The sequence below is a fragment of the Ginsengibacter hankyongi genome, from assembly GCF_008710285.1.
GTDB classification, from domain to species: Bacteria; Bacteroidota; Bacteroidia; order Chitinophagales; family Chitinophagaceae; genus Ginsengibacter; species Ginsengibacter hankyongi.
The window spans coordinates 211417-228899 of the sequence record NZ_VYQF01000006.1 but is presented as its reverse complement, the minus strand read 5'-3'; the positions used below and the strand labels follow the sequence as shown (position 1 = coordinate 228899).

The 17483-nt window shown below is 36.0% G+C and carries 16 protein-coding genes; 11 read left to right on the top strand and 5 right to left on the bottom strand.

Features of this window, described 5'->3' with window-relative positions; all coding sequences use genetic code 11:
* The first annotated feature begins 103 nt into the window (after positions 1–103).
* The 4 genes from FW778_RS17955 to FW778_RS17940 all read left to right on the top strand — a co-directional run bounded on the left by FW778_RS17955 (position 104) and on the right by FW778_RS17940 (position 3127).
* Complete coding sequence (locus FW778_RS17955; RefSeq protein ID WP_150416235.1) at positions 104–808, top strand: DUF4197 domain-containing protein; 705 nt, start codon at positions 104–106, stop codon at positions 806–808.
* Between the two features lie 182 nt (positions 809–990).
* Positions 991–1188: a 50S ribosomal protein L35 gene (rpmI, locus tag FW778_RS17950; protein ID WP_150416234.1), complete on the top strand. Its 198-nt coding sequence runs from the start codon at positions 991–993 to the stop codon at positions 1186–1188.
* A gap of 79 nt (positions 1189–1267) precedes the next feature.
* Positions 1268–1612: a 50S ribosomal protein L20 gene (rplT, locus tag FW778_RS17945; RefSeq protein WP_150416233.1), complete on the top strand. Its 345-nt coding sequence runs from the start codon at positions 1268–1270 to the stop codon at positions 1610–1612.
* A 117-nt stretch (positions 1613–1729) separates the two neighbouring features.
* A complete protein-coding gene (locus FW778_RS17940) occupies positions 1730–3127 on the top strand; it encodes a type III PLP-dependent enzyme domain-containing protein (protein WP_150416232.1) in 1398 nt (465 codons plus the stop codon).
* A 48-nt stretch (positions 3128–3175) separates the two neighbouring features.
* Here FW778_RS17940 and FW778_RS17935 read toward each other — a convergent pair whose 3' ends face one another.
* Positions 3176–3601: an Hsp20/alpha crystallin family protein gene (locus tag FW778_RS17935; RefSeq protein WP_150416231.1), complete on the bottom strand. Its 426-nt coding sequence runs from the start codon at positions 3599–3601 to the stop codon at positions 3176–3178.
* A 193-nt stretch (positions 3602–3794) separates the two neighbouring features.
* Here FW778_RS17935 and FW778_RS17930 point away from each other — a divergent pair, with 193 nt between their 5' ends.
* The 3 genes from FW778_RS17930 (at position 3795) to FW778_RS17920 (ending at position 8388) form a co-directional block, all read left to right on the top strand.
* Complete coding sequence (locus FW778_RS17930) at positions 3795–4208, top strand: BrxA/BrxB family bacilliredoxin (protein WP_150416230.1); 414 nt, start codon at positions 3795–3797, stop codon at positions 4206–4208.
* 124 nt (positions 4209–4332) lie between these two features.
* Positions 4333–5670, top strand: a complete 1338-nt coding sequence (locus FW778_RS17925; protein ID WP_150416229.1) for a prolipoprotein diacylglyceryl transferase — start codon at positions 4333–4335, stop codon at positions 5668–5670.
* A 249-nt stretch (positions 5671–5919) separates the two neighbouring features.
* Entirely contained in the window at positions 5920–8388 is a 2469-nt protein-coding gene (locus tag FW778_RS17920; protein ID WP_150416228.1) for an outer membrane beta-barrel family protein, read from the top strand.
* Between the two features lie 55 nt (positions 8389–8443).
* Here the strand turns inward: FW778_RS17920 and FW778_RS17915 are convergent, their stop codons facing one another.
* A complete protein-coding gene (locus FW778_RS17915) occupies positions 8444–9640 on the bottom strand; it encodes an NAD(P)/FAD-dependent oxidoreductase (protein ID WP_150416227.1) in 1197 nt (398 codons plus the stop codon).
* Positions 9641–9759: 119 nt separating this feature from the next.
* Between FW778_RS17915 and FW778_RS17910 the strand changes: the two genes are divergently transcribed.
* The 3 genes from FW778_RS17910 to FW778_RS17900 all read left to right on the top strand — a co-directional run bounded on the left by FW778_RS17910 (position 9760) and on the right by FW778_RS17900 (position 11232).
* A complete protein-coding gene (locus FW778_RS17910; RefSeq protein ID WP_150416226.1) occupies positions 9760–10443 on the top strand; it encodes a twin-arginine translocation signal domain-containing protein in 684 nt (227 codons plus the stop codon).
* 296 nt (positions 10444–10739) lie between these two features.
* Positions 10740–11021: a hypothetical protein gene (locus tag FW778_RS17905; protein WP_150416225.1), complete on the top strand. Its 282-nt coding sequence runs from the start codon at positions 10740–10742 to the stop codon at positions 11019–11021.
* A 22-nt stretch (positions 11022–11043) separates the two neighbouring features.
* Entirely contained in the window at positions 11044–11232 is a 189-nt protein-coding gene (locus FW778_RS17900; RefSeq protein ID WP_150416224.1) for a hypothetical protein, read from the top strand.
* Between the two features lie 204 nt (positions 11233–11436).
* On the opposite strand, the gene FW778_RS17895 is transcribed toward FW778_RS17900, so the two are convergent.
* The 3 genes from FW778_RS17895 to mgtE form a co-directional block, all read right to left on the bottom strand.
* A complete protein-coding gene (locus FW778_RS17895) occupies positions 11437–13551 on the bottom strand; it encodes a DUF4954 family protein (protein ID WP_150416223.1) in 2115 nt (704 codons plus the stop codon).
* A 149-nt stretch (positions 13552–13700) separates the two neighbouring features.
* On the bottom strand, positions 13701–15539 hold the full coding sequence (gene glmS, locus FW778_RS17890; protein ID WP_150416222.1) for a glutamine--fructose-6-phosphate transaminase (isomerizing): 1839 nt from the start codon (positions 15537–15539) through the stop codon (positions 13701–13703).
* 54 nt (positions 15540–15593) lie between these two features.
* The gene (gene mgtE, locus FW778_RS17885; RefSeq protein ID WP_150416221.1) at positions 15594–16994 is read right to left on the bottom strand and encodes a magnesium transporter; all 1401 of its coding nucleotides are present in this window, start codon (positions 16992–16994) and stop codon (positions 15594–15596) included.
* 64 nt (positions 16995–17058) lie between these two features.
* On the opposite strand from mgtE, the gene FW778_RS17880 reads away from it, so the two are divergent.
* Positions 17059–17442, top strand: coding sequence for an SET domain-containing protein (locus FW778_RS17880; RefSeq protein WP_150416220.1), 384 nt, complete (start codon positions 17059–17061; stop codon positions 17440–17442).
* The last annotated feature ends 41 nt before the right edge of the window (positions 17443–17483 follow it).

Below are 17483 nucleotides of genomic sequence, written 5' to 3'. Positions count from 1 at the left end.
AAGAAAAATGAAAATTATCCTGTAAACCTATTGCAGAATTTATCTTTTAACCTGTAAACTTTTTTTAGGACGAGTCAGAATGAGTTAATTTAAAAAGCTATTTATGAAAAAATTATCCCTTCTGAGTTTCATGTTTTTATTGTTTTTAAGCGGATGTGATACCGCTAAAAGTATTATAGGAAGTATCAATAATGGTAATCTTACAAACGACGAAGTAGTGCATGGCCTGAAAGAAGCATTAAAAGTAGGAACAGATTCATCAGCGCACCGTTTAAGTCTATTAAATGGATTTTATAAAGATGCAGCAATAAAAATATTAATGCCGCCGGAAGCGCAAAAAGTTGAAAAGACATTGAGGGATGTTGGCTTTGGAAGCGTTGTTGATAAGGCCATATTATCCATGAACCGGGCCGCAGAGGACGCATCAAAATCTGTAGGTAATATATTTTTGAACGCCATAAAGCAAATGACCATTCAAGATGCATTTGGAATATTACGAGGAGGAAATTTTGCAGCTACTGATTATCTGAAACAAAAATCAACGCCTGAACTTATAACGGCTTTTACTCCTGTTATATCGAAATCGCTAGACAATACCAATGCTACTAAATATTGGAAGGATGTGTTTACAGCGTACAATCGTTTTAGTAAAAATCCTGTGAATACTGATCTTACAGGCTATGTAACACAAAAAGCACTTGATGGTTTGTTTTACCAAATTGGCCTGGAAGAACAAAAGATCCGCCAGGATCCTGCTGCGCGGGTTACTGACATTTTGAAAAAAGTATTTGCTAACCAAAACCGGTAAAAGCTTTCGCGAGAGACCAGCGCATATACATTTTCTCGAAATAAATTACTACATTTGCACCCCGTTTGGAATTTTATGTTTTGGCTCAACGGGTTTTCTTAAAAGCATATTGCCCACATGGCTCCATAAGTTCCCGTCTGTTCGGGACGCCGGCGAGGGTGTAAAAATAAAATATTAAAATAATGCCAAAGGTTAAAACCAACTCCAGCGCCAAGAAGCGCTTTAAAGTAACCGGTACCGGTGAAATTACTTTTCAAAAGGCCTACAAACGCCACATCTTAACAAAGAAAACTACCAAGCGTAAACGCAGTTTACGTAAGAAGGGCATGGTAAGCGATGCTAACAGGCCGTTTGTAATGCGCTTATTAAGGATGAAATAATCCCGGAATCCTAATTAGGTAAAAAAAAATTAAAAAGTCAGCTTGTTTATAAGCAAGCCTACAATCAAAAATATTAATTATGCCACGTTCAGTAAATGCAGTCGCATCAAGAGCAAGAAGAAAAAGAATTCTTAAAGCCGCTAAAGGTTATTACGGTAAAAGAAAAAATGTATATACCGTTGCAAAAAATGTAATGGAAAAAGGTATGACCTACAGTTACGTAGGCCGTAAACTTAAAAAACGCGAATACAGAACTTTATGGATTGCACGTATCAACGCTGCTGTAAGAGCAGAAGGAATGACGTATAGCCAGTTTATCCATAAACTTTCCGAAAAAAATATCGATCTCAACAGGAAGATTCTTGCAGATATGGCAATGAATGAGCCTGAAAGTTTTAAAAATCTTATTCTTTCCGTTAAATAAAAACCGGAATATATTTTTTAGAAACCGTCCTGGAAAAAATCAGGGCGGTTTTTTTTGTTTATTAAATATATCATTCTGTTACATTTGTAAAAATTTTAAACAGCTTAAAGTAAATCAATGAATAATAGTTACCTCGATCTCGTTAATCAAACCTTTAATTTTCCGCAGGAAGATTATAATTTAAAAGATGATTACCTGCAGTATAACGATGTTGATGTAAAAGCTTTGATTGACAAATATGGAACTCCTTTAAAATTTACCTACCTGCCTAAGATTGGACAACAAATAAACAAGGCAAAAAAAATGTTTGCCAATGCTTTTAAAAAACATAAGTACGAGGGCAAGTATTTCTATTGCTATTGTACAAAAAGTTCTCATTTTTCTTTTATTGTAGAAGAAGCATTGAAGAACAATATTCATCTTGAAACATCTTATGCGTACGACATTGAGATTATTAATAAACTATATGAAGCAAAAAAAATAAATAAAGATACTTTCATCATTTGCAACGGCTTTAAGCAAAAGCCTTACATAAGCCGTATTGCAAGATTACTTAATACCGGATTTAAAAATGTTATCCCGGTTCTTGATAATAAAGATGAATTAAAAGGTTACCGTAAATCGGTAAGAGTTCCTTTTAAAATAGGCATCAGGGTTGCCGCGGAAGAGGAACCTACTTTCCCGTTTTATACCTCAAGGCTTGGCATACGCAGTAAAGATATTCTTGAATTTTACGTGGATGAAATTGAAGGGAACGAACACAGGTTTGAGCTAAAAATGTTGCATATCTTTTTAAACAAAGGAATAAAAGATGATATTTATTATTGGAGCGAATTAAATAAAATAATTAACCTCTATTGCCAGTTAAGAAAAATTTGTCCCGAGCTTGATTCTATAAATATTGGTGGTGGTTTTCCTATAAAACATTCTCTCGGTTTCGAATACGACTACCAGTTTATGATTAACGAGATCGTGCGTAATATAAAAGTTGCGTGCAAGAGAAGCAAGGTTCCAATGCCTAATATTTTCACTGAATTTGGAAGTTACACGGTAGGCGAAAGCATGGCGCATATTTACAGTGTTGAAAAAGAAAAAAAGCAAAACGACCGGGAAACGTGGTATATGATAGATTCTTCGTTTATTACAACCCTGCCTGATACATGGGGTATTGGCGAAAAATTTTTAATGTTGCCCATCAATAAATGGAACAGTGAATACCAGCGTGTAACCCTTGGAGGTATAACCTGTGACAGCCATGATTATTACGATTCGGAAGAACACATAAACGAAGTTTTTTTACCCAAAATTGAAAATGGCGAACCATTATATGTTGGCTTTTTTCACACAGGTGCGTACCAGGACCAGATAAGTGGCTACGGCGGAATTAAGCATTGTTTAATTCCTTCACCAAAATATATTGTTTTGGATCGTGATAAGAACGGGAAATTAATAGATTGGGTTTATGCAAAGGAACAAAGCGCTCAAAGCATGTTGAAGATTCTGGGATATAAATAAAAAGCCTCCCGATTTCGGAAGGCTTTAACCCTAACACTATTCAAAAACTTAGTTTACTGCAATTTGTTTTGCTTCAACTTTCACTTCTTCTTTTTTAGGAATGGTTAAAACAAGTAATCCATTTTCATATTTCGCGGCAATATTTTCCGAATTCACTTTTTCATCTAAAGTGAAAGATCTTTTAAACGGCTGCAATGTAAATTCCTTTTTTACCTGCTTTTTGTTTTCGTCTTTAGGTTCTTCTTTCTTCTCAAAAGAAACCGTAAGGATGTTTTTATCAACTGTTATTTTAAAATCTCCTTTGTTTCTTCCTGGCACATTAAATTCCAGTTCAAAATTTTCTTTTGTTTCAAAAATATTTACCGGTGGAAAATTAAAGCCATTGTTCTGAACTGATGGAGTTTCGTTTAAAAGGTTGTCAAGAAAACTATCTAAAGTTCTCATTGAAGGTTGGTTAAATTTTACGTATGTCATAATTTTTATTTTTTAATTTATTTAACCAGATCAAATTAAATACCACCCGTTTTGTTTGTGTCAACTGGAATGTTTTAGAAGACAGTATGACGCAAAACTTTTTATTTACCGACAAAATTTCACAAACGTTTAAAAAAACAATGATTGTATAATAGTCAAGTGCTGTAAATTTGCAATCTAAATTTTTAAAAAAATGTATCCGGAGCAAATTGTAAAACCTATGAAAGAAGAATTGACTAGCAATGGGTTTACTGAATTAATAACGAATGAACAAGTTGACAAAGCCCTGGCTGAAAACGGAACTACTTTGGTAGTTATTAATTCAGTGTGTGGCTGTTCTGCTGGTACAGCAAGGCCGGGAGTGCTGCACGCTGTTGGGACAAGCGCAAAAAAGCCTGACCACTTAACCACAAGTTTTGCGGGTTTTGATATTGAAGCTGTTAAGCATATTCGTAAACATTTATTGCCTTATACTCCTTCCTCTCCATCGATAGCTCTCTTCAAAGATGGTAAGCTGGTTCATTTTATTGAAAGACACAACATTGAAGGAAGGTCGGCTCAAATGATTGCAAATAATCTTACTGCTGCATTTGAAGAATATTGTTAAGTCATAGTTTTCTTTAAATTTTCATACCTTATAATTGAAGGGATTTTTTACTATACTTTCACCCGATATTTTACGAAGCAAATTTAACTGATGCAATTTTTTTATCTAAATTAAACGGCTGCTAATGTATCCAAATTTATATTATGCTATTAACGATTGGTTTGGATGGAAAATCAACGCATTAAAGATTTTTTATACTTTCGGAATTTTTGTTGCATTAGGTTTTATAGCCGGAGCCTACTTTCTAACGCTTGAGCTTAAACGAAAAGAAAAACAGGGCCTTCTTCAGCCAAGGGAAGAAACTATCACTGCAGGCAAGCCAGCTTCTTTTTTTGACCTTTTTATAAACGGCCTGGTAGGCTTTATTTTTGGTTATAAACTTATAGGAGCCTTCATTGCAAGCCGTTCTCATAGCATAGATATTCAGGATTATATTTTTTCTTCAGGAGGAAGCTGGGGCGGGGGACTAGTATTAGCCGCAATATTGATTTACTTTAAATACCGGGAGAAAAATAAACAAAAGCTTGCTACGCCTGAAAAACGCATTATTAGAATTTGGCCTCACGACAGGGTAGGCGACATCGTTATCTTTGCTCTCATATTTGGAATTATTGGTGCCAAGCTATTTGATAATCTTGAAAACTGGGATCGTTTTATACAGAATCCTATAGGTAATTTAATCTCACCAAGCGGCCTTACTTTTTATGGCGGTCTTATTTTTGCCGCTACTGCAATTTGCATCTATGCTTATAAAAAAGGTATTAATATATTACATCTGACTGATGCGGCGGCACCTGCACTTATGATTGCTTATGCCATTGGTCGTATTGGCTGCCAGGTTGCAGGAGATGGCGACTGGGGGATATATAACAGCGCTTACATAAGCGATGTTCCGGGCCATGTGGTGGCTTCAACACCCCAGCAGTTCAATGAGAAATTAGGAGAAAACGCAACTTATTTTTTAAGCGGTTCTGTTACAGACTCCGTTGGCGTTACTATGAATGTTACTGACCGGCATTCAGAATCGTTGGAAAAGGTGCCTCATAAGAGTTTTAAAGGACCTGATTTTTTACCGACGTGGATGTTTGCTTTTACTTATCCTCATAATGTAAATGAGGACGGAATTTTATTAAAAAACTGTGAGGGTAAATATTGCAGGGCATTGCCACAACCGGTATTTCCCACACCTTTTTATGAAACTATAGCGTGTACCTTATTATTTCTTTTTCTATGGTTGATAAGACGAAGAATAAAAATACCCGGCATAATGTTTTGCATTTACCTTATTGTAAATGGAGTTGAAAGATTTTTTGTAGAAACAATTCGTGTAAATACCACTTACTCAATTTTTGGAATTCACCCCACCCAGGCGGAACTTATTTCGGCATCGCTTGTTATTACAGGCCTAATAGGAATTGCAGTACTTAGAAAAAGGTATGTTCCTAAACCGGGTTCTATATAATAATTATCTAAATCCTGAAGTATTAAAAATTCCAACAACGCAATCTAACGGATAAACGTAGCCGAAATAGAAACTGCCTGAAAATTTATACCCTCGCTTAAGTAACTTTTGCAAAACCTTTCACGTAGTAGATTCTTTAAATGCGCCGGTCATAAAGAAATTTTGCCTTCCATGTATAATTATGTACTATGCTAAGCAAAGTACTTAGTTTTGTTATGTAATATTTAAAACATAGTAATACTTCAGAAAATGACCAGATTAACCCTCTTAACAGTATCTTTTTTATTTTTTTCAAAATTATTAACCGCCCAGAGTTTAGAAGGTAGTATATCCGGAAACGTAATTGACGGAGGAAATCAAAAAATTATAGATGCCGCCACTATTTCTCTTTTTAAAGCAAAAGATTCTTCTTTAGTTAAAATAAACCTGGCAGACAAAGCCGGCAATTTTTTATTTGAGCATATACCTTCCGGCAAATATTACCTGTTAGCCACATCTACCGGGCATATTCAAACTTATAGCCCAATGCTGGATGTTGCAGGTAATTCAACAGTTAATGCCGGTACTTTGAAATTAACGGATAATGCAAAAACACTCGCGGCCGTAAATATAAATGCACCCATAAAAAAGCCTTTTATCGAAAGAAAAATTGATCGCACTATTATTAATGTGGATGCCGCTATAACCAACGCCGGTACGACAGCGCTGGAAGTTTTGGAAAAATCTCCCGGTGTAACTGTCGACAAAGATGGGAATGTGAGCCTGAAAGGTAAACAAGGAGTAATGATTATGATGGATGGACGGCCTTCTTATTTGAGCGGACAGGAATTGGCGAATGTCTTAAAGAATATGCCATCATCTGCCATAGACCAAATTGAGATTATGACTAATCCGTCCGCGAAATATGACGCAGCGGGCAATTCCGGAATTATTAATATTAAAACGAAGAAAAATAAATTAAAAGGAATGAACGGTAGTGTAAGCGTTGGCGTTATACAAGGCAGATATACGAAGTCCAACAACAGTGTAAACCTTAACTACCGCACTGGTAAAATAAATCTCTTTGGAAATTATAATTATTCTTATTGGAATGGTTATAATGATTTATATATTCTTAGAAAATTTAGAAATTCCGTTACAAAAAATTTAGAAACCATTTTTGATCAGAAATCGTTTATGCGGTATAGTGGTCAATATCAAAATCTTAAAGTAGGCATGGATTTTTACGCCAATAAAAAAACTATTGCAGGTGTTGTCTTTTCAGGTTTTGTTAATCCGTCCTGCCATCCTGGAGTAAACACAACACTTCTAAAGAATGCGGATAATATTACCGATTCAATTGTGGTTGCCAATAATTCTGATAAAGGAAAGTCGAATAATTTTTCTGCAAATTTTAATCTGCGCCATTCATTTGACACTACCGGTAAAGAGTTTTCTGTTGATGTGGATTATCTCACTTATTATCAAACAAAAGATCAGTTACTCATTAATCAATATTTGAATCCTGATTACAGTACACGACGTGCGCAAAATGAATTGAAAGGAACTTTACCGGCAACGATAAATATATATTCAGCAAAAACTGATTTTACATTTCCGCTTAAGAAAACAGGAAAGATTGAAACTGGTTTAAAAAGCAGTTATGTAACAACAGATAACAATGCGTTATATCAAAATAACACCGCAGCAGGTTATGTTACAGATGAAGGAAAAACAAATCATTTTATTTATAAAGAAAACATTAACGCTGCCTACTTTAATTATAGCAGGCAAATTAAAAAATTCGGGTTACAGGCAGGGCTGCGTGCAGAAAATACCAATGCACAAGGTCACCAGGTTGGAGATACAACAAGGGCCGATTCATCTTTTACAAAAAATTATATAAATCTTTTTCCAACAGTTTATATAAGTTATGAAGCAAATAAGAAAAATACTTTTTCTATAAATTATGGTCGCAGAATTGATCGACCCGCTTACCAGGATTTAAATCCATTTTACTATTTCCTTGATGAATATACTTATGAAGTTGGAAATACTTTCTTACAACCGCAATTCACTGATAATATAGAATTGTCTCACACTTATGGCGGCTTTTTAACCACAACAATAAATTATAGCAATACAAAAAATGTTTTTACTGATGTGCTCAAACAAATTACGAGTGAAAGAAAAACATTTCAAACCAAAGAAAATATTGCGATCAGGACAAACTACGGCCTGGCTGTAAGCGCTTACTTTCCTGTTACCAAATTTTTAACGACCAATATCTACACCAACGTTATTCATGATAGTTATAAGGGAGCGCTTGATGGAGGTTATCTTCATGCAAACGGAACAACTTTCTTTGGTAATATGAGTAACCAGTTAAAATTTAAAAAAGGGTGGAGCGCTGAATTAAGTGGATTCTACAGGAGCAAAGGTATAGAGGGGCAAATAATTATGAACCCGATGTGGCGCATTGATGCCGGGTTGCAGAAACAGGTTCTTAAAGACAAAGGATCTCTTAAACTGAGCGTGAGAGATATTTTTTCCTCACAAAATTTTTCAGGTTATGTTAATTACCAGGATATAGATGTGTATATAAAAAACCGGCATGATAACACAAACGCATCTTTAACTTTTAGCTACCGCTTCGGTAAATCATTGCAGAATCAGCAAGGAAGAAAGATCGGTGGTGCATCAGATGAGCAAAGCAGGGTGAAAACAGGTGGAAACTAATTAGCTAACGTATACATGTACTCGTAGAAGCCGTTTCGATTTTGAAACGACTTTTTTAATGTAAATTTTCGGTGAATATTGGCCTGAAAGATTCCGGTGAATATTCTTCGGGGAAGGAACCTTCGGTTAATAAATTAGCAGCAATTCTGCCTAACGCGTCGGAGCACATTGCGCCATATCCGTTGCCACCGCAGGCAACAAAAAGCCCGCGATCGTTCAAAGCGCCAACGTAAGGTTTCCGGTGTTTGGTGAAAGTTACAATGCATCTTTTTGTGAAATATTCTTTTGCCTGTAGGCTGGGAATAATTTTTAATAATGCATCTTTCTGTACCTCCAAATTTTCGTCACTTTTTCCAGTTCTAAACCAATGCTGAATTTCTTCAATAGTATCGAAGTAAATATCCCCTGGTAAATTGCATCCCATTTTTAGATAATATTTTCCGTCCGGATACTGAACGGGCTGAATAAGGTAAATATTTTTATACGCGGCTATATCTATTTCATACAATAAGGAAGGAAGCTTTGACAACCGCTCTGCCTCTTTTGAAGTTACATTCGCCCATAATGTAGTTTCGCCCTTTAATGAAAGTGCTAATTTATTTTTTGTGAGATTAAAAAAATTAATAAAGGCGCCGGGACACAGCAGAACTTGCTTGGCACGGTAAATATTCCCATCTAATGTTGTTACCCGAACATAATTTTTTTCATTACCGATTTCATTTGCGATTTCATTGATTACTGTACCATTATTTTTTTGAAACAGATCTAATTGAGCTTTAATTAATAGTCTTGGATTTATATAACCTGAAGGAGAAAATTCAAAGATGCCTTTTGATGTTTTTGGTAAATGCAGATCACGAAACATTTTACAAATGGCGTCACCGTTTTCAAAAAACTTATACGTCAAATTAAATTCATTCGCCTGTCTTTCAATTTGGCTGAGGTAATCGTCGCTGCCATGCGGATTTACATAAAGACAGCCAACTCCCGAGTAAAACCTGATGCCACTTTCTTTTTCAATAAAATTATATTCGGCTGAAGATTGAAGGTTAAGCAGCGTCCATGTGGAATCAGTTCCGATAATTCTTTGAATTCTTGCCTGGTCGTAATGACTTGAAAATACAACAGCCTTCTCAGGATCGGAGTGTTCGTCTGGACCGATAACAGCAATTTTTTTCTGCGAATGACTTAAATATCTTGATGCTGCAGAACCTATCAATCCTTTCCCAATAACAATATAATCGAATATCATTTTTACATTTAGATTTTACCATTAAAAAATTTAGGTGAAATATTATAATTTAAATTAAAAATATATTAATTTTTCATTTCTGAAACCGCGATTTCTTCATCTTAAAATTTCATAAAAACATGAAACAGGAGATTACGAATCACGTTAATGAGCGCCGCGATTTTTTAAAGAATTTAGCCACTGGCGCTGCTGCATTAAGTCTATCAATTTTTGCACCTCCATTTAATTTGTCTGCTGCCCCTTCAGATTCCGATCCAGGGGACGATGCCGACGCATGGTTTAATAAGATTAAAGGGAAACATCGCATTGCTTTTGACGTTACCAAACCCAACGAGATTCTTCCGTTTGCGTGGCCAAAAATTTTTGTATTAACTAATGGCGGAAAAGATACTGGCGTAGTGGTAATCTTAAGACACGACGCTATTGCGTATGCAATGGAAAGTCGCCTTTGGGAGAAATATAAATTTGGTGAATTCTTTAAAATTGATGATCCAAAAACAAAAGCTCCTTCAGTTAGAAATATGTTTTGGCAGCCCGGACATGATGACTTCCAGGTACCCGGAGTCGGACCAGTTCAAATAGGGATAAATGATTTGCAATCCGATGGCGTAATGTTTTGCGCATGCAATATGGCGCTAACCGTAATGAGTGCCGTTGCCGCCAAGAACGTGAACATGGATGCGAAAGAAGTTTATAAAGACTGGGTTTCCGGCATATTGCCCGGTATACAAATTGTTCCTTCCGGGGTTTGGGCAGTAGGCAGAGCTCACGAACACGGTTGTGCTTATTGCTTTGCTGGCTAATTATAATTAAAGGAACATCGTTATACTTTTCTGATTAATATAGATGCAAAGGTCCTTAATATTATACAACCGAAATACGAATTAATAAGATAACTGTTTTAGTTTCTTTATCTGATTAAAACAGTTATCTTATACCGCACTCTCCCTCCACAGTTTAGCTAATGTATTATTTGCACTTCGTTCGTGCCCGGTGATTTATTATTCATCGGTTAAAAAAATTAACATGAGAAAATTTATTGGGAGCATCCATGTGCATGCTATTGTTATTTACAACTGTTTCTGGGATTTCACAAAAAATGAGCTGGACGACAAAATCCAATGAAGCAAAAAATCTCGCAGCTAGTGGAGCAGATCATTTGATGAATGCAGAGTTTGCGCAGGCGTATAGTGATATTTTGGCTGCGGTAAAACTCAATCCCGATTTTACTATTGCCTTTCATTATCGACCGATCTTACGACCGGAGAAACCGAAAAAATGTACGCTAAAAGTACCCTTGAAAGTGCCTCCCGAAAAACGGAAGGTGAAAAATTATTTGCTTGCCTTGCCGATGAAAAAATACCAGGGCAGATCGTGCTGATATTATTGCGAAACTTCATACTATGTTTCCGGATGGAGTTATGCTGGCTTCCTTATATGTAAATACACGTGCAACTCCGGAAGAATGTTCTGCCGCCAGGGATTTTATGAAAAAATTTCCTGACGAGGCATCGGCATACAATATCATGGATTATATGAGTCTACAGGTTAAAAAAGATACTGCCGAAGCAGAACAATATTTTGAAAAATAAATTGCGATGTATCGTAATAGCTGTAGTTCTTATGATTCAATGTGAGAATTTTATTTAAATACCGATGACAAAGCCAATGCTAAAAAGTATTACAAACTAGCTTTGGAAAAATATCCTTTCAATATAAGTTCAGTTGAAGCTTTGGAAAAAATAGAAGCGGTAAGAAAAAATAACTTTTGTTATCAATCAAGTAGGCAATCTTTTTTATTTCATTTTTTTAATGATTCCCTTTATCATTTTTTTATACCGGTCAGTTTCTGCCAATTGATCTTGTATAAACTGGTTGTCTTCCAACCGGCCAATTACGGCATTCATTTCATCATTGCTATCATATACCATTTTCCTGAATGGATTGGTATAGTCCTTAGCTCTCGAGGTGTAAATGTCTTTACCCATCCGTGTTTTGGTGGCAATGGAACTTTCAAGCAGTTCGATAAAAACATCTTTGGTAAACTGTTTCGACGTTATATTTTCAGTTTCAAGCAGCGAAGTATAAGCGTGAATTAATTTATCTTTTTCATAATCAGAGCCTTTTTGCCTGTAGTAATTATGTACCTGGGTCCATGAATTAACTTTATTTCTTTTAATGTCATTTTTTAGTTTATCAACATCAGCAGCGCAAATTAATTGCCCACCCACGTTAATCCATTTTGCCCGTTGAATTTTTACTTGAATACTCTTTTTCAATTCTTCAAACGATGAAAATTTATTGCGGGTAATATGATCTGTAATTTGTGTAATTCCATAAAATGTTATCAACTCTTTAAATAAACTGATAACCTGCGGAACTTTTAATATTTCAGTTTTGCGATCACTGTTTTCGAAACCTGTTGCAAAATAATTTCCATCTTTATCTGCTTTTAACCTTAATAACATTTCTATCGCATCAAACATCTCATTGATTGTATCCGGTGCAAGGTAATCATGTTCTATGTGTTGAATTCTTTCTGTTCTTTGATCCCTGTCTGCAAACTTCCAGCTATTGCGTGCCAATGCATACATATTGTACATGAACCAATAACCCGGCATTAAAACAAGTTTATCATTTGCAACATCATTACTTACAAGACAAAACGGTAATGATATATTTAATTCATAAGGAAAGTCTGCTTTTGATAAAATTGTAAAAGAAGCAAATTTGGAATTATGTTTAAGGCTTACACACAATCCAGGCCAGAAGCCGCGTCCAGCAATAATTTCGCCGTCTGCACCACGACTGTTATGATTGCTTCCGATGGTAGCACCGGCCGCGATGTTGCTCTGCCCCATTATTAATGATGCACATAAAAAAGAATTATTATGATGTTGTTCATGCGCAGGAAAAATAAGTGAATTCAATACTTCGCAACAGGAAATAGTTGAGTTGTTTCCAAGATAAGAATTAATAAGCCTGGCTCCGTATTTGAGTTGTGAATGAGAAGCCATTACGAATCTTACCGCTTTAACCCCATAAAAAATTTTACAACCATAACCGATAATTCCATTTACTATTTCACAACCTTCACCAATTTGTGAGGTACGTTCTTCATCACTGTTGATTGTAAGATTTTTTAATTTGTTAGCGCCTTTCAAATATGCATCTGAACCGATACATACATCTTTAATAATGTTACAATCTTTTAAAACGCAACGATCGCCGATTGTTCCATAATAACCACGTTTCTTATCAAACTCTTTTTGAGTGAGTTCAATAAATCTTTCCATTAATTCTTTGTCGTTGCGGTTGCTGCTCCATAAATAAGCGTCCCCGGGTAACATACTTTCAAATGGAATTACACGCCTGCCACCGGTTTCACTGCGAACTTCCATCCATACTCTTGTTAATTCTGTTTCGCCTTCTTTTAAAATTCCATTTCCAAATTTTGAATAATCTGTTGCAGCAAGTTCATTTACGTTTGCAATCATCACTTCGTTGCCAATAATATAATGGCTTAAATAATGGGCATTATCAATGCAAACATTGTCCCCGAAATCGCAACTGATAATTGTACTGTTATAAATACCCACCGGCATGCGAAGATTGTGAAACTCGAGATAGTAAGGTTCTAATTTTCCGATTCGTACCAATCCGAAAAATTTACAATTTTTTACAAGTACCGGATCAAATGCATCTGATACAAGAATTTTACCCCAGTCGTCGGAACTGTTATCACTTCGTATAAGAATTTCTTTTTCCCTCGTGGTAAGGCTGCGGTAGTTGCCGCTGTTCTTATTCTGTTTATTCCGGAGATAATATTCGTCTTCCCCTTTAGGCAAATATTTTTGATCGATAAAATTATAACCTAAGTTGTTAACCGGATGTTTAGTAATTATATTCATAGCCTCAGAACCATAAAGGTCTTTTAATTATATTATTCAATAAACCCGCAATGTAAAGTAATTTTTTTTTAACTCTTTATAAGCAAGATTCAACGTCTTTCAAATTAATGCATTGCGATTATGAATTCGCCTTTAGCCGCTATGGGTAACTATTCAACCGTTACTGACTTCGCAAGGTTCCTAGGTTTATCTACATCACAACCTTTTGCAACGCCGACATAGTACGAGAGTAATTGCAATGGAATAACGCTTAATACCGGTGCAACAATTTCATCAGCAGGAGGAACCATAAAAATATCATCAGCCATTGACGGAATTATTTCATCGCCTTCAGTTATGATGGCAATTACTTTTCCTTTACGTGCTTTTATTTCCTGGATGTTGCTTACAATTTTTGCATGGTATTCGTCTTTTGTTGCAACAAAAATTACCGGAAGTTGATCATCAACCAGCGCAATAGGCCCATGTTTCATTTCAGCTGCAGGATAACCTTCGGCATGTATGTAGGAAATTTCTTTAAGCTTTAATGCACCTTCCAGCGCAATCGGAAAATTATATCCTCTTCCCAGGTATAACGCATTTACAGAATGCTTATATTTTTCTGCGATTAATTTTAATTGTGATGCATTTTTTAGTATGGCTTCAACCTTTTCGGGAAGTTCATGCATTTCTACAAGTAACCTGGAATATTTTGTATTATCAATCGTGCCCTTCTCTTTTGCAATTTTCAAAGCTATCATTAATAAAACAGCTAACTGTGCTGTGAATGCTTTTGTTGATGCAACTCCGATTTCCGGACCCGCATGCGTGTAGGCGCCGGCGTGAGAAGCCCGTGAGATGGAAGAACCTACCACATTCACAATTCCAAAAATAAATGCGCCCTGCTCTTTTGCTTTTTCAATAGCAACTAACGTATCTGCTGTTTCGCCGCTTTGCGAAATTGCAATAATAACATCGCCTTTATTAATAATCGGATTCCGGTATCTAAATTCAGAAGCATACTCCACTTCAACAGGGATGCGGCATAGTTCTTCAATTACATATTCTGCAACAAGCGCGGCATGCCAGCTTGTGCCGCAGGCAATAATAATATAACGTGGCGCTGTTATAAGGGCCTGGATATTATCCTGAATGCCTTTCATAGTTATAGTGCCTTTCTCTGCGTCTAACCTGCCACGTAAGCAATCATAAATAGTTGAAGGCTGTTCATGAATTTCTTTTAACATGAAATGATCGTAACCACCTTTTTCAATGGCGGCCAATTCTATATCCAGTTTGGATATGTAAGGCGTTTGTTTTTCATTTCCAAGATTTTTAAGAATAAGCTGATCTGCTTTTATAACGGCAATTTCATAATCATTTACATAAACCACTTCTTTTGTGTATTCAAGCATTGGAGTGGCGTCTGAGCCAAGAAAATGCTCACCTTTACCAATTCCTATAACAAGAGGACTGCCTTTTCGGGCTGCAATAATTGTATCTGGATTATCCTGATCGAGTAACAGGATAACATACGCACCGGAAACTCTTTTCAACGCAATTCTTACTGCTTCCTCTAAATCACATTTTGAATTTTTTTGAATTTCCTCGATGAAGTTTAGCAGTACTTCGGTATCTGTTTCACTTCTAAAAGTATATCCTTTATTTATCAATTCTTTTTTAAGCTGGGCATAATTTTCAATAATACCATTATGAATCATGGCCAATTTACCCCCGGCGCTCTTATGGGGATGTGCATTTACATCACTAGGCTCTCCATGTGTAGCCCAGCGTGTATGCCCTATTCCAATGTTTGCGTGCAGGCTCTTACCAATTAATGTTTCTTCCAACTCAGCAACTTTACCTTTTTGCTTATAGATTAAAAGCCCTTCATCATTTATTAACGCAACTCCGGTACTGTCATACCCACGGTACTCCTGCCTTTTGAGGCCGGTAATAATAATCGGGTAAGCTTCTCTAGGCCCAATGTAGCCAACAATTCCACACATAAATTAAGTTTTTATTAAATGATATTTTATATGAAAGGCGTTTAACCATAATAGTTATAATCCATTTCCTTTTAGAAAGAATAATGCTACATTAAAAAATATAATTAATCCCGTTACATCTACCAGCGTAGCAACAAAGGGTGCTGAAGATGAGGCCGGATCGGCACCTAATTTTTTTAAAAGTATAGGAAGCATACTTCCTGCAAATGATCCCCAAAGAACAACGCCCACTAATGAAAAACTTACTGAAAGTGCAATTAAAAACCAATGAAGGCCATAAATATCCGTCATAATTCCATGGTGCATCAGCATGCTCCATAATGAAATTCTCATAAAGCCGATACAACCTAATATAGCGCCAAGTACGAATCCAGATAAAATTTCACGGCGCATAACACGCCACCAATCGGCCAGCGTTACCTCGCCAAGTGCCATTGCCTGTATAATTAATGAAGACGCCTGTGAACCGCTGTTGCCCCCACTGCTCATAATAAGTGGAATAAAGTTGGTAAGCACTATTACTTTTGCGAGTTCATCATTGTAGTATGCCATAGCCGTAGCTGTAAGCATTTCGCTTAAAAAAAGTATGATGAGCCAACCTACTCTTTTTTTAATAAGGCCAAAGAAAGGCGTTTCCAAATATGGCTGATCAAGTGCTTCGGCACCACCTATTTTTTGAATGTCTTCGCTAAATTCTTCATTAGCCACCCAGAGAACATCATCGATAGTTACAATACCTAACAATACATTATAGTCATCTACAACGGGGAGGGCTACCCGATTATTCATTTTAAAAACTTCATTGGCCTTTTCCTGGTCGTCGTTTACATTCAGCTCAATAAACCGTCCGTCCATCATTTCGCTCACTTTCTTATCGGGATGAGCCAAAATAAATTCTCTTATTCTTATATCATCAAGTAATTCTCCATGATCATTAATTACATAAATTACATCGATCGTTTCAGTATCCTTACCTACATGCCTGATGATGTCAATTACTTCAGCCACGGTGTTATATTCATGCACATAAACATAATCGGGTGTCATCAATCTTCCTACGCTGTTTTCGGGATAGCCAAGTAATGAAAGAGTAATCTTTCTTTCTTCTGGCGTTAGCGTTTTTACCAACTCTCTCACTACTTCATTGGGTAAATCTTCAAGAAAATCTGTACGGTCATCCGGCTGCATGGCATTAAGCAATTCAGCACTTTTTACCGGGGGTAGATCTTTAATAACTCTTTTTTGGTTGGAATGTTCCAGTATCTTGAATAGGCTTGCCGCACGGTGTATAGAAAGATGTTGGAAAATTCCCAGTTCTCTTTCTTCGTTCTGCTCAATTATTTCAGCAAGGTCACTTATATTCTGCTGGTTCAGAAAATCGCTTATAGCAGCATCATTTCCGCTCTGAAGAATTTCTTCATATTGATCATGTATGGTTACTTCTTCTTCTGCCATTTGAATTTGGTGTACCGATTATGTCGCAAATTAATTTATTTTACAATAGTTATCTTCTTAATAAATGCTAAAACAATATTTATATTTAAAAGAAATAAATGAAAAAGGGAGAGGTGTTTTTACCAAAGAGAAAATTGAAGCGAATATTGTCATAGAGAAATCACCCGTGATAGTAATGGGCGCCGAAGACAGGGTTCTTCTTGATAGAACGTTGCTTCATGATTATATTTTTGAATGGGGAAAAGATAAAGATAAATGTTGTATGGCATTGGGGTTGGTTTCAATGTACAATCATAGTTATGAAAGTAATTGTGAATATTTTATGGACTTTGATGAAGAATCGATTCAGATTAAAACAGTAAGGCCCATCAATAAAGGCGAAGAACTCACCATAAACTATAACGGCAACTGGAACGATGATAAAAAGGTATGGTTTGAAGTCCAATAAAGAGTCTCAGGTTTCAAAGGTTAAATGATAATAATAATTTC

What these genes read in the sequence shown, in the direction of transcription:
- glmS (WP_150416222.1), bottom strand. Translation starts at nt 15,539, where the DNA reads ATGTGTGGAATTGTTGGCTACATTGGGCCTAGAGAAGCTTACCCGATT.
- FW778_RS17915 (WP_150416227.1), bottom strand. Translation starts at nt 9,640, where the DNA reads ATGATATTCGATTATATTGTTATTGGGAAAGGATTGATAGGTTCTGCA.
- FW778_RS17895 (WP_150416223.1), bottom strand. Translation starts at nt 13,551, where the DNA reads ATGAATATAATTACTAAACATCCGGTTAACAACTTAGGTTATAATTTT.
- FW778_RS17900 (WP_150416224.1), top strand. Translation starts at nt 11,044, where the DNA reads ATGTTTCCGGATGGAGTTATGCTGGCTTCCTTATATGTAAATACACGT.
- FW778_RS17955 (WP_150416235.1), top strand. Translation starts at nt 104, where the DNA reads ATGAAAAAATTATCCCTTCTGAGTTTCATGTTTTTATTGTTTTTAAGC.
- FW778_RS17905 (WP_150416225.1), top strand. Translation starts at nt 10,740, where the DNA reads ATGAGCTGGACGACAAAATCCAATGAAGCAAAAAATCTCGCAGCTAGT.
- FW778_RS17920 (WP_150416228.1), top strand. Translation starts at nt 5,920, where the DNA reads ATGACCAGATTAACCCTCTTAACAGTATCTTTTTTATTTTTTTCAAAA.
- mgtE (WP_150416221.1), bottom strand. Translation starts at nt 16,994, where the DNA reads ATGGCAGAAGAAGAAGTAACCATACATGATCAATATGAAGAAATTCTT.
- FW778_RS17910 (WP_150416226.1), top strand. Translation starts at nt 9,760, where the DNA reads ATGAAACAGGAGATTACGAATCACGTTAATGAGCGCCGCGATTTTTTA.
- FW778_RS17935 (WP_150416231.1), bottom strand. Translation starts at nt 3,601, where the DNA reads ATGACATACGTAAAATTTAACCAACCTTCAATGAGAACTTTAGATAGT.
- FW778_RS17940 (WP_150416232.1), top strand. Translation starts at nt 1,730, where the DNA reads ATGAATAATAGTTACCTCGATCTCGTTAATCAAACCTTTAATTTTCCG.
- FW778_RS17930 (WP_150416230.1), top strand. Translation starts at nt 3,795, where the DNA reads ATGTATCCGGAGCAAATTGTAAAACCTATGAAAGAAGAATTGACTAGC.
- FW778_RS17880 (WP_150416220.1), top strand. Translation starts at nt 17,059, where the DNA reads ATGCTAAAACAATATTTATATTTAAAAGAAATAAATGAAAAAGGGAGA.
- rplT (WP_150416233.1), top strand. Translation starts at nt 1,268, where the DNA reads ATGCCACGTTCAGTAAATGCAGTCGCATCAAGAGCAAGAAGAAAAAGA.
- FW778_RS17925 (WP_150416229.1), top strand. Translation starts at nt 4,333, where the DNA reads ATGTATCCAAATTTATATTATGCTATTAACGATTGGTTTGGATGGAAA.
- rpmI (WP_150416234.1), top strand. Translation starts at nt 991, where the DNA reads ATGCCAAAGGTTAAAACCAACTCCAGCGCCAAGAAGCGCTTTAAAGTA.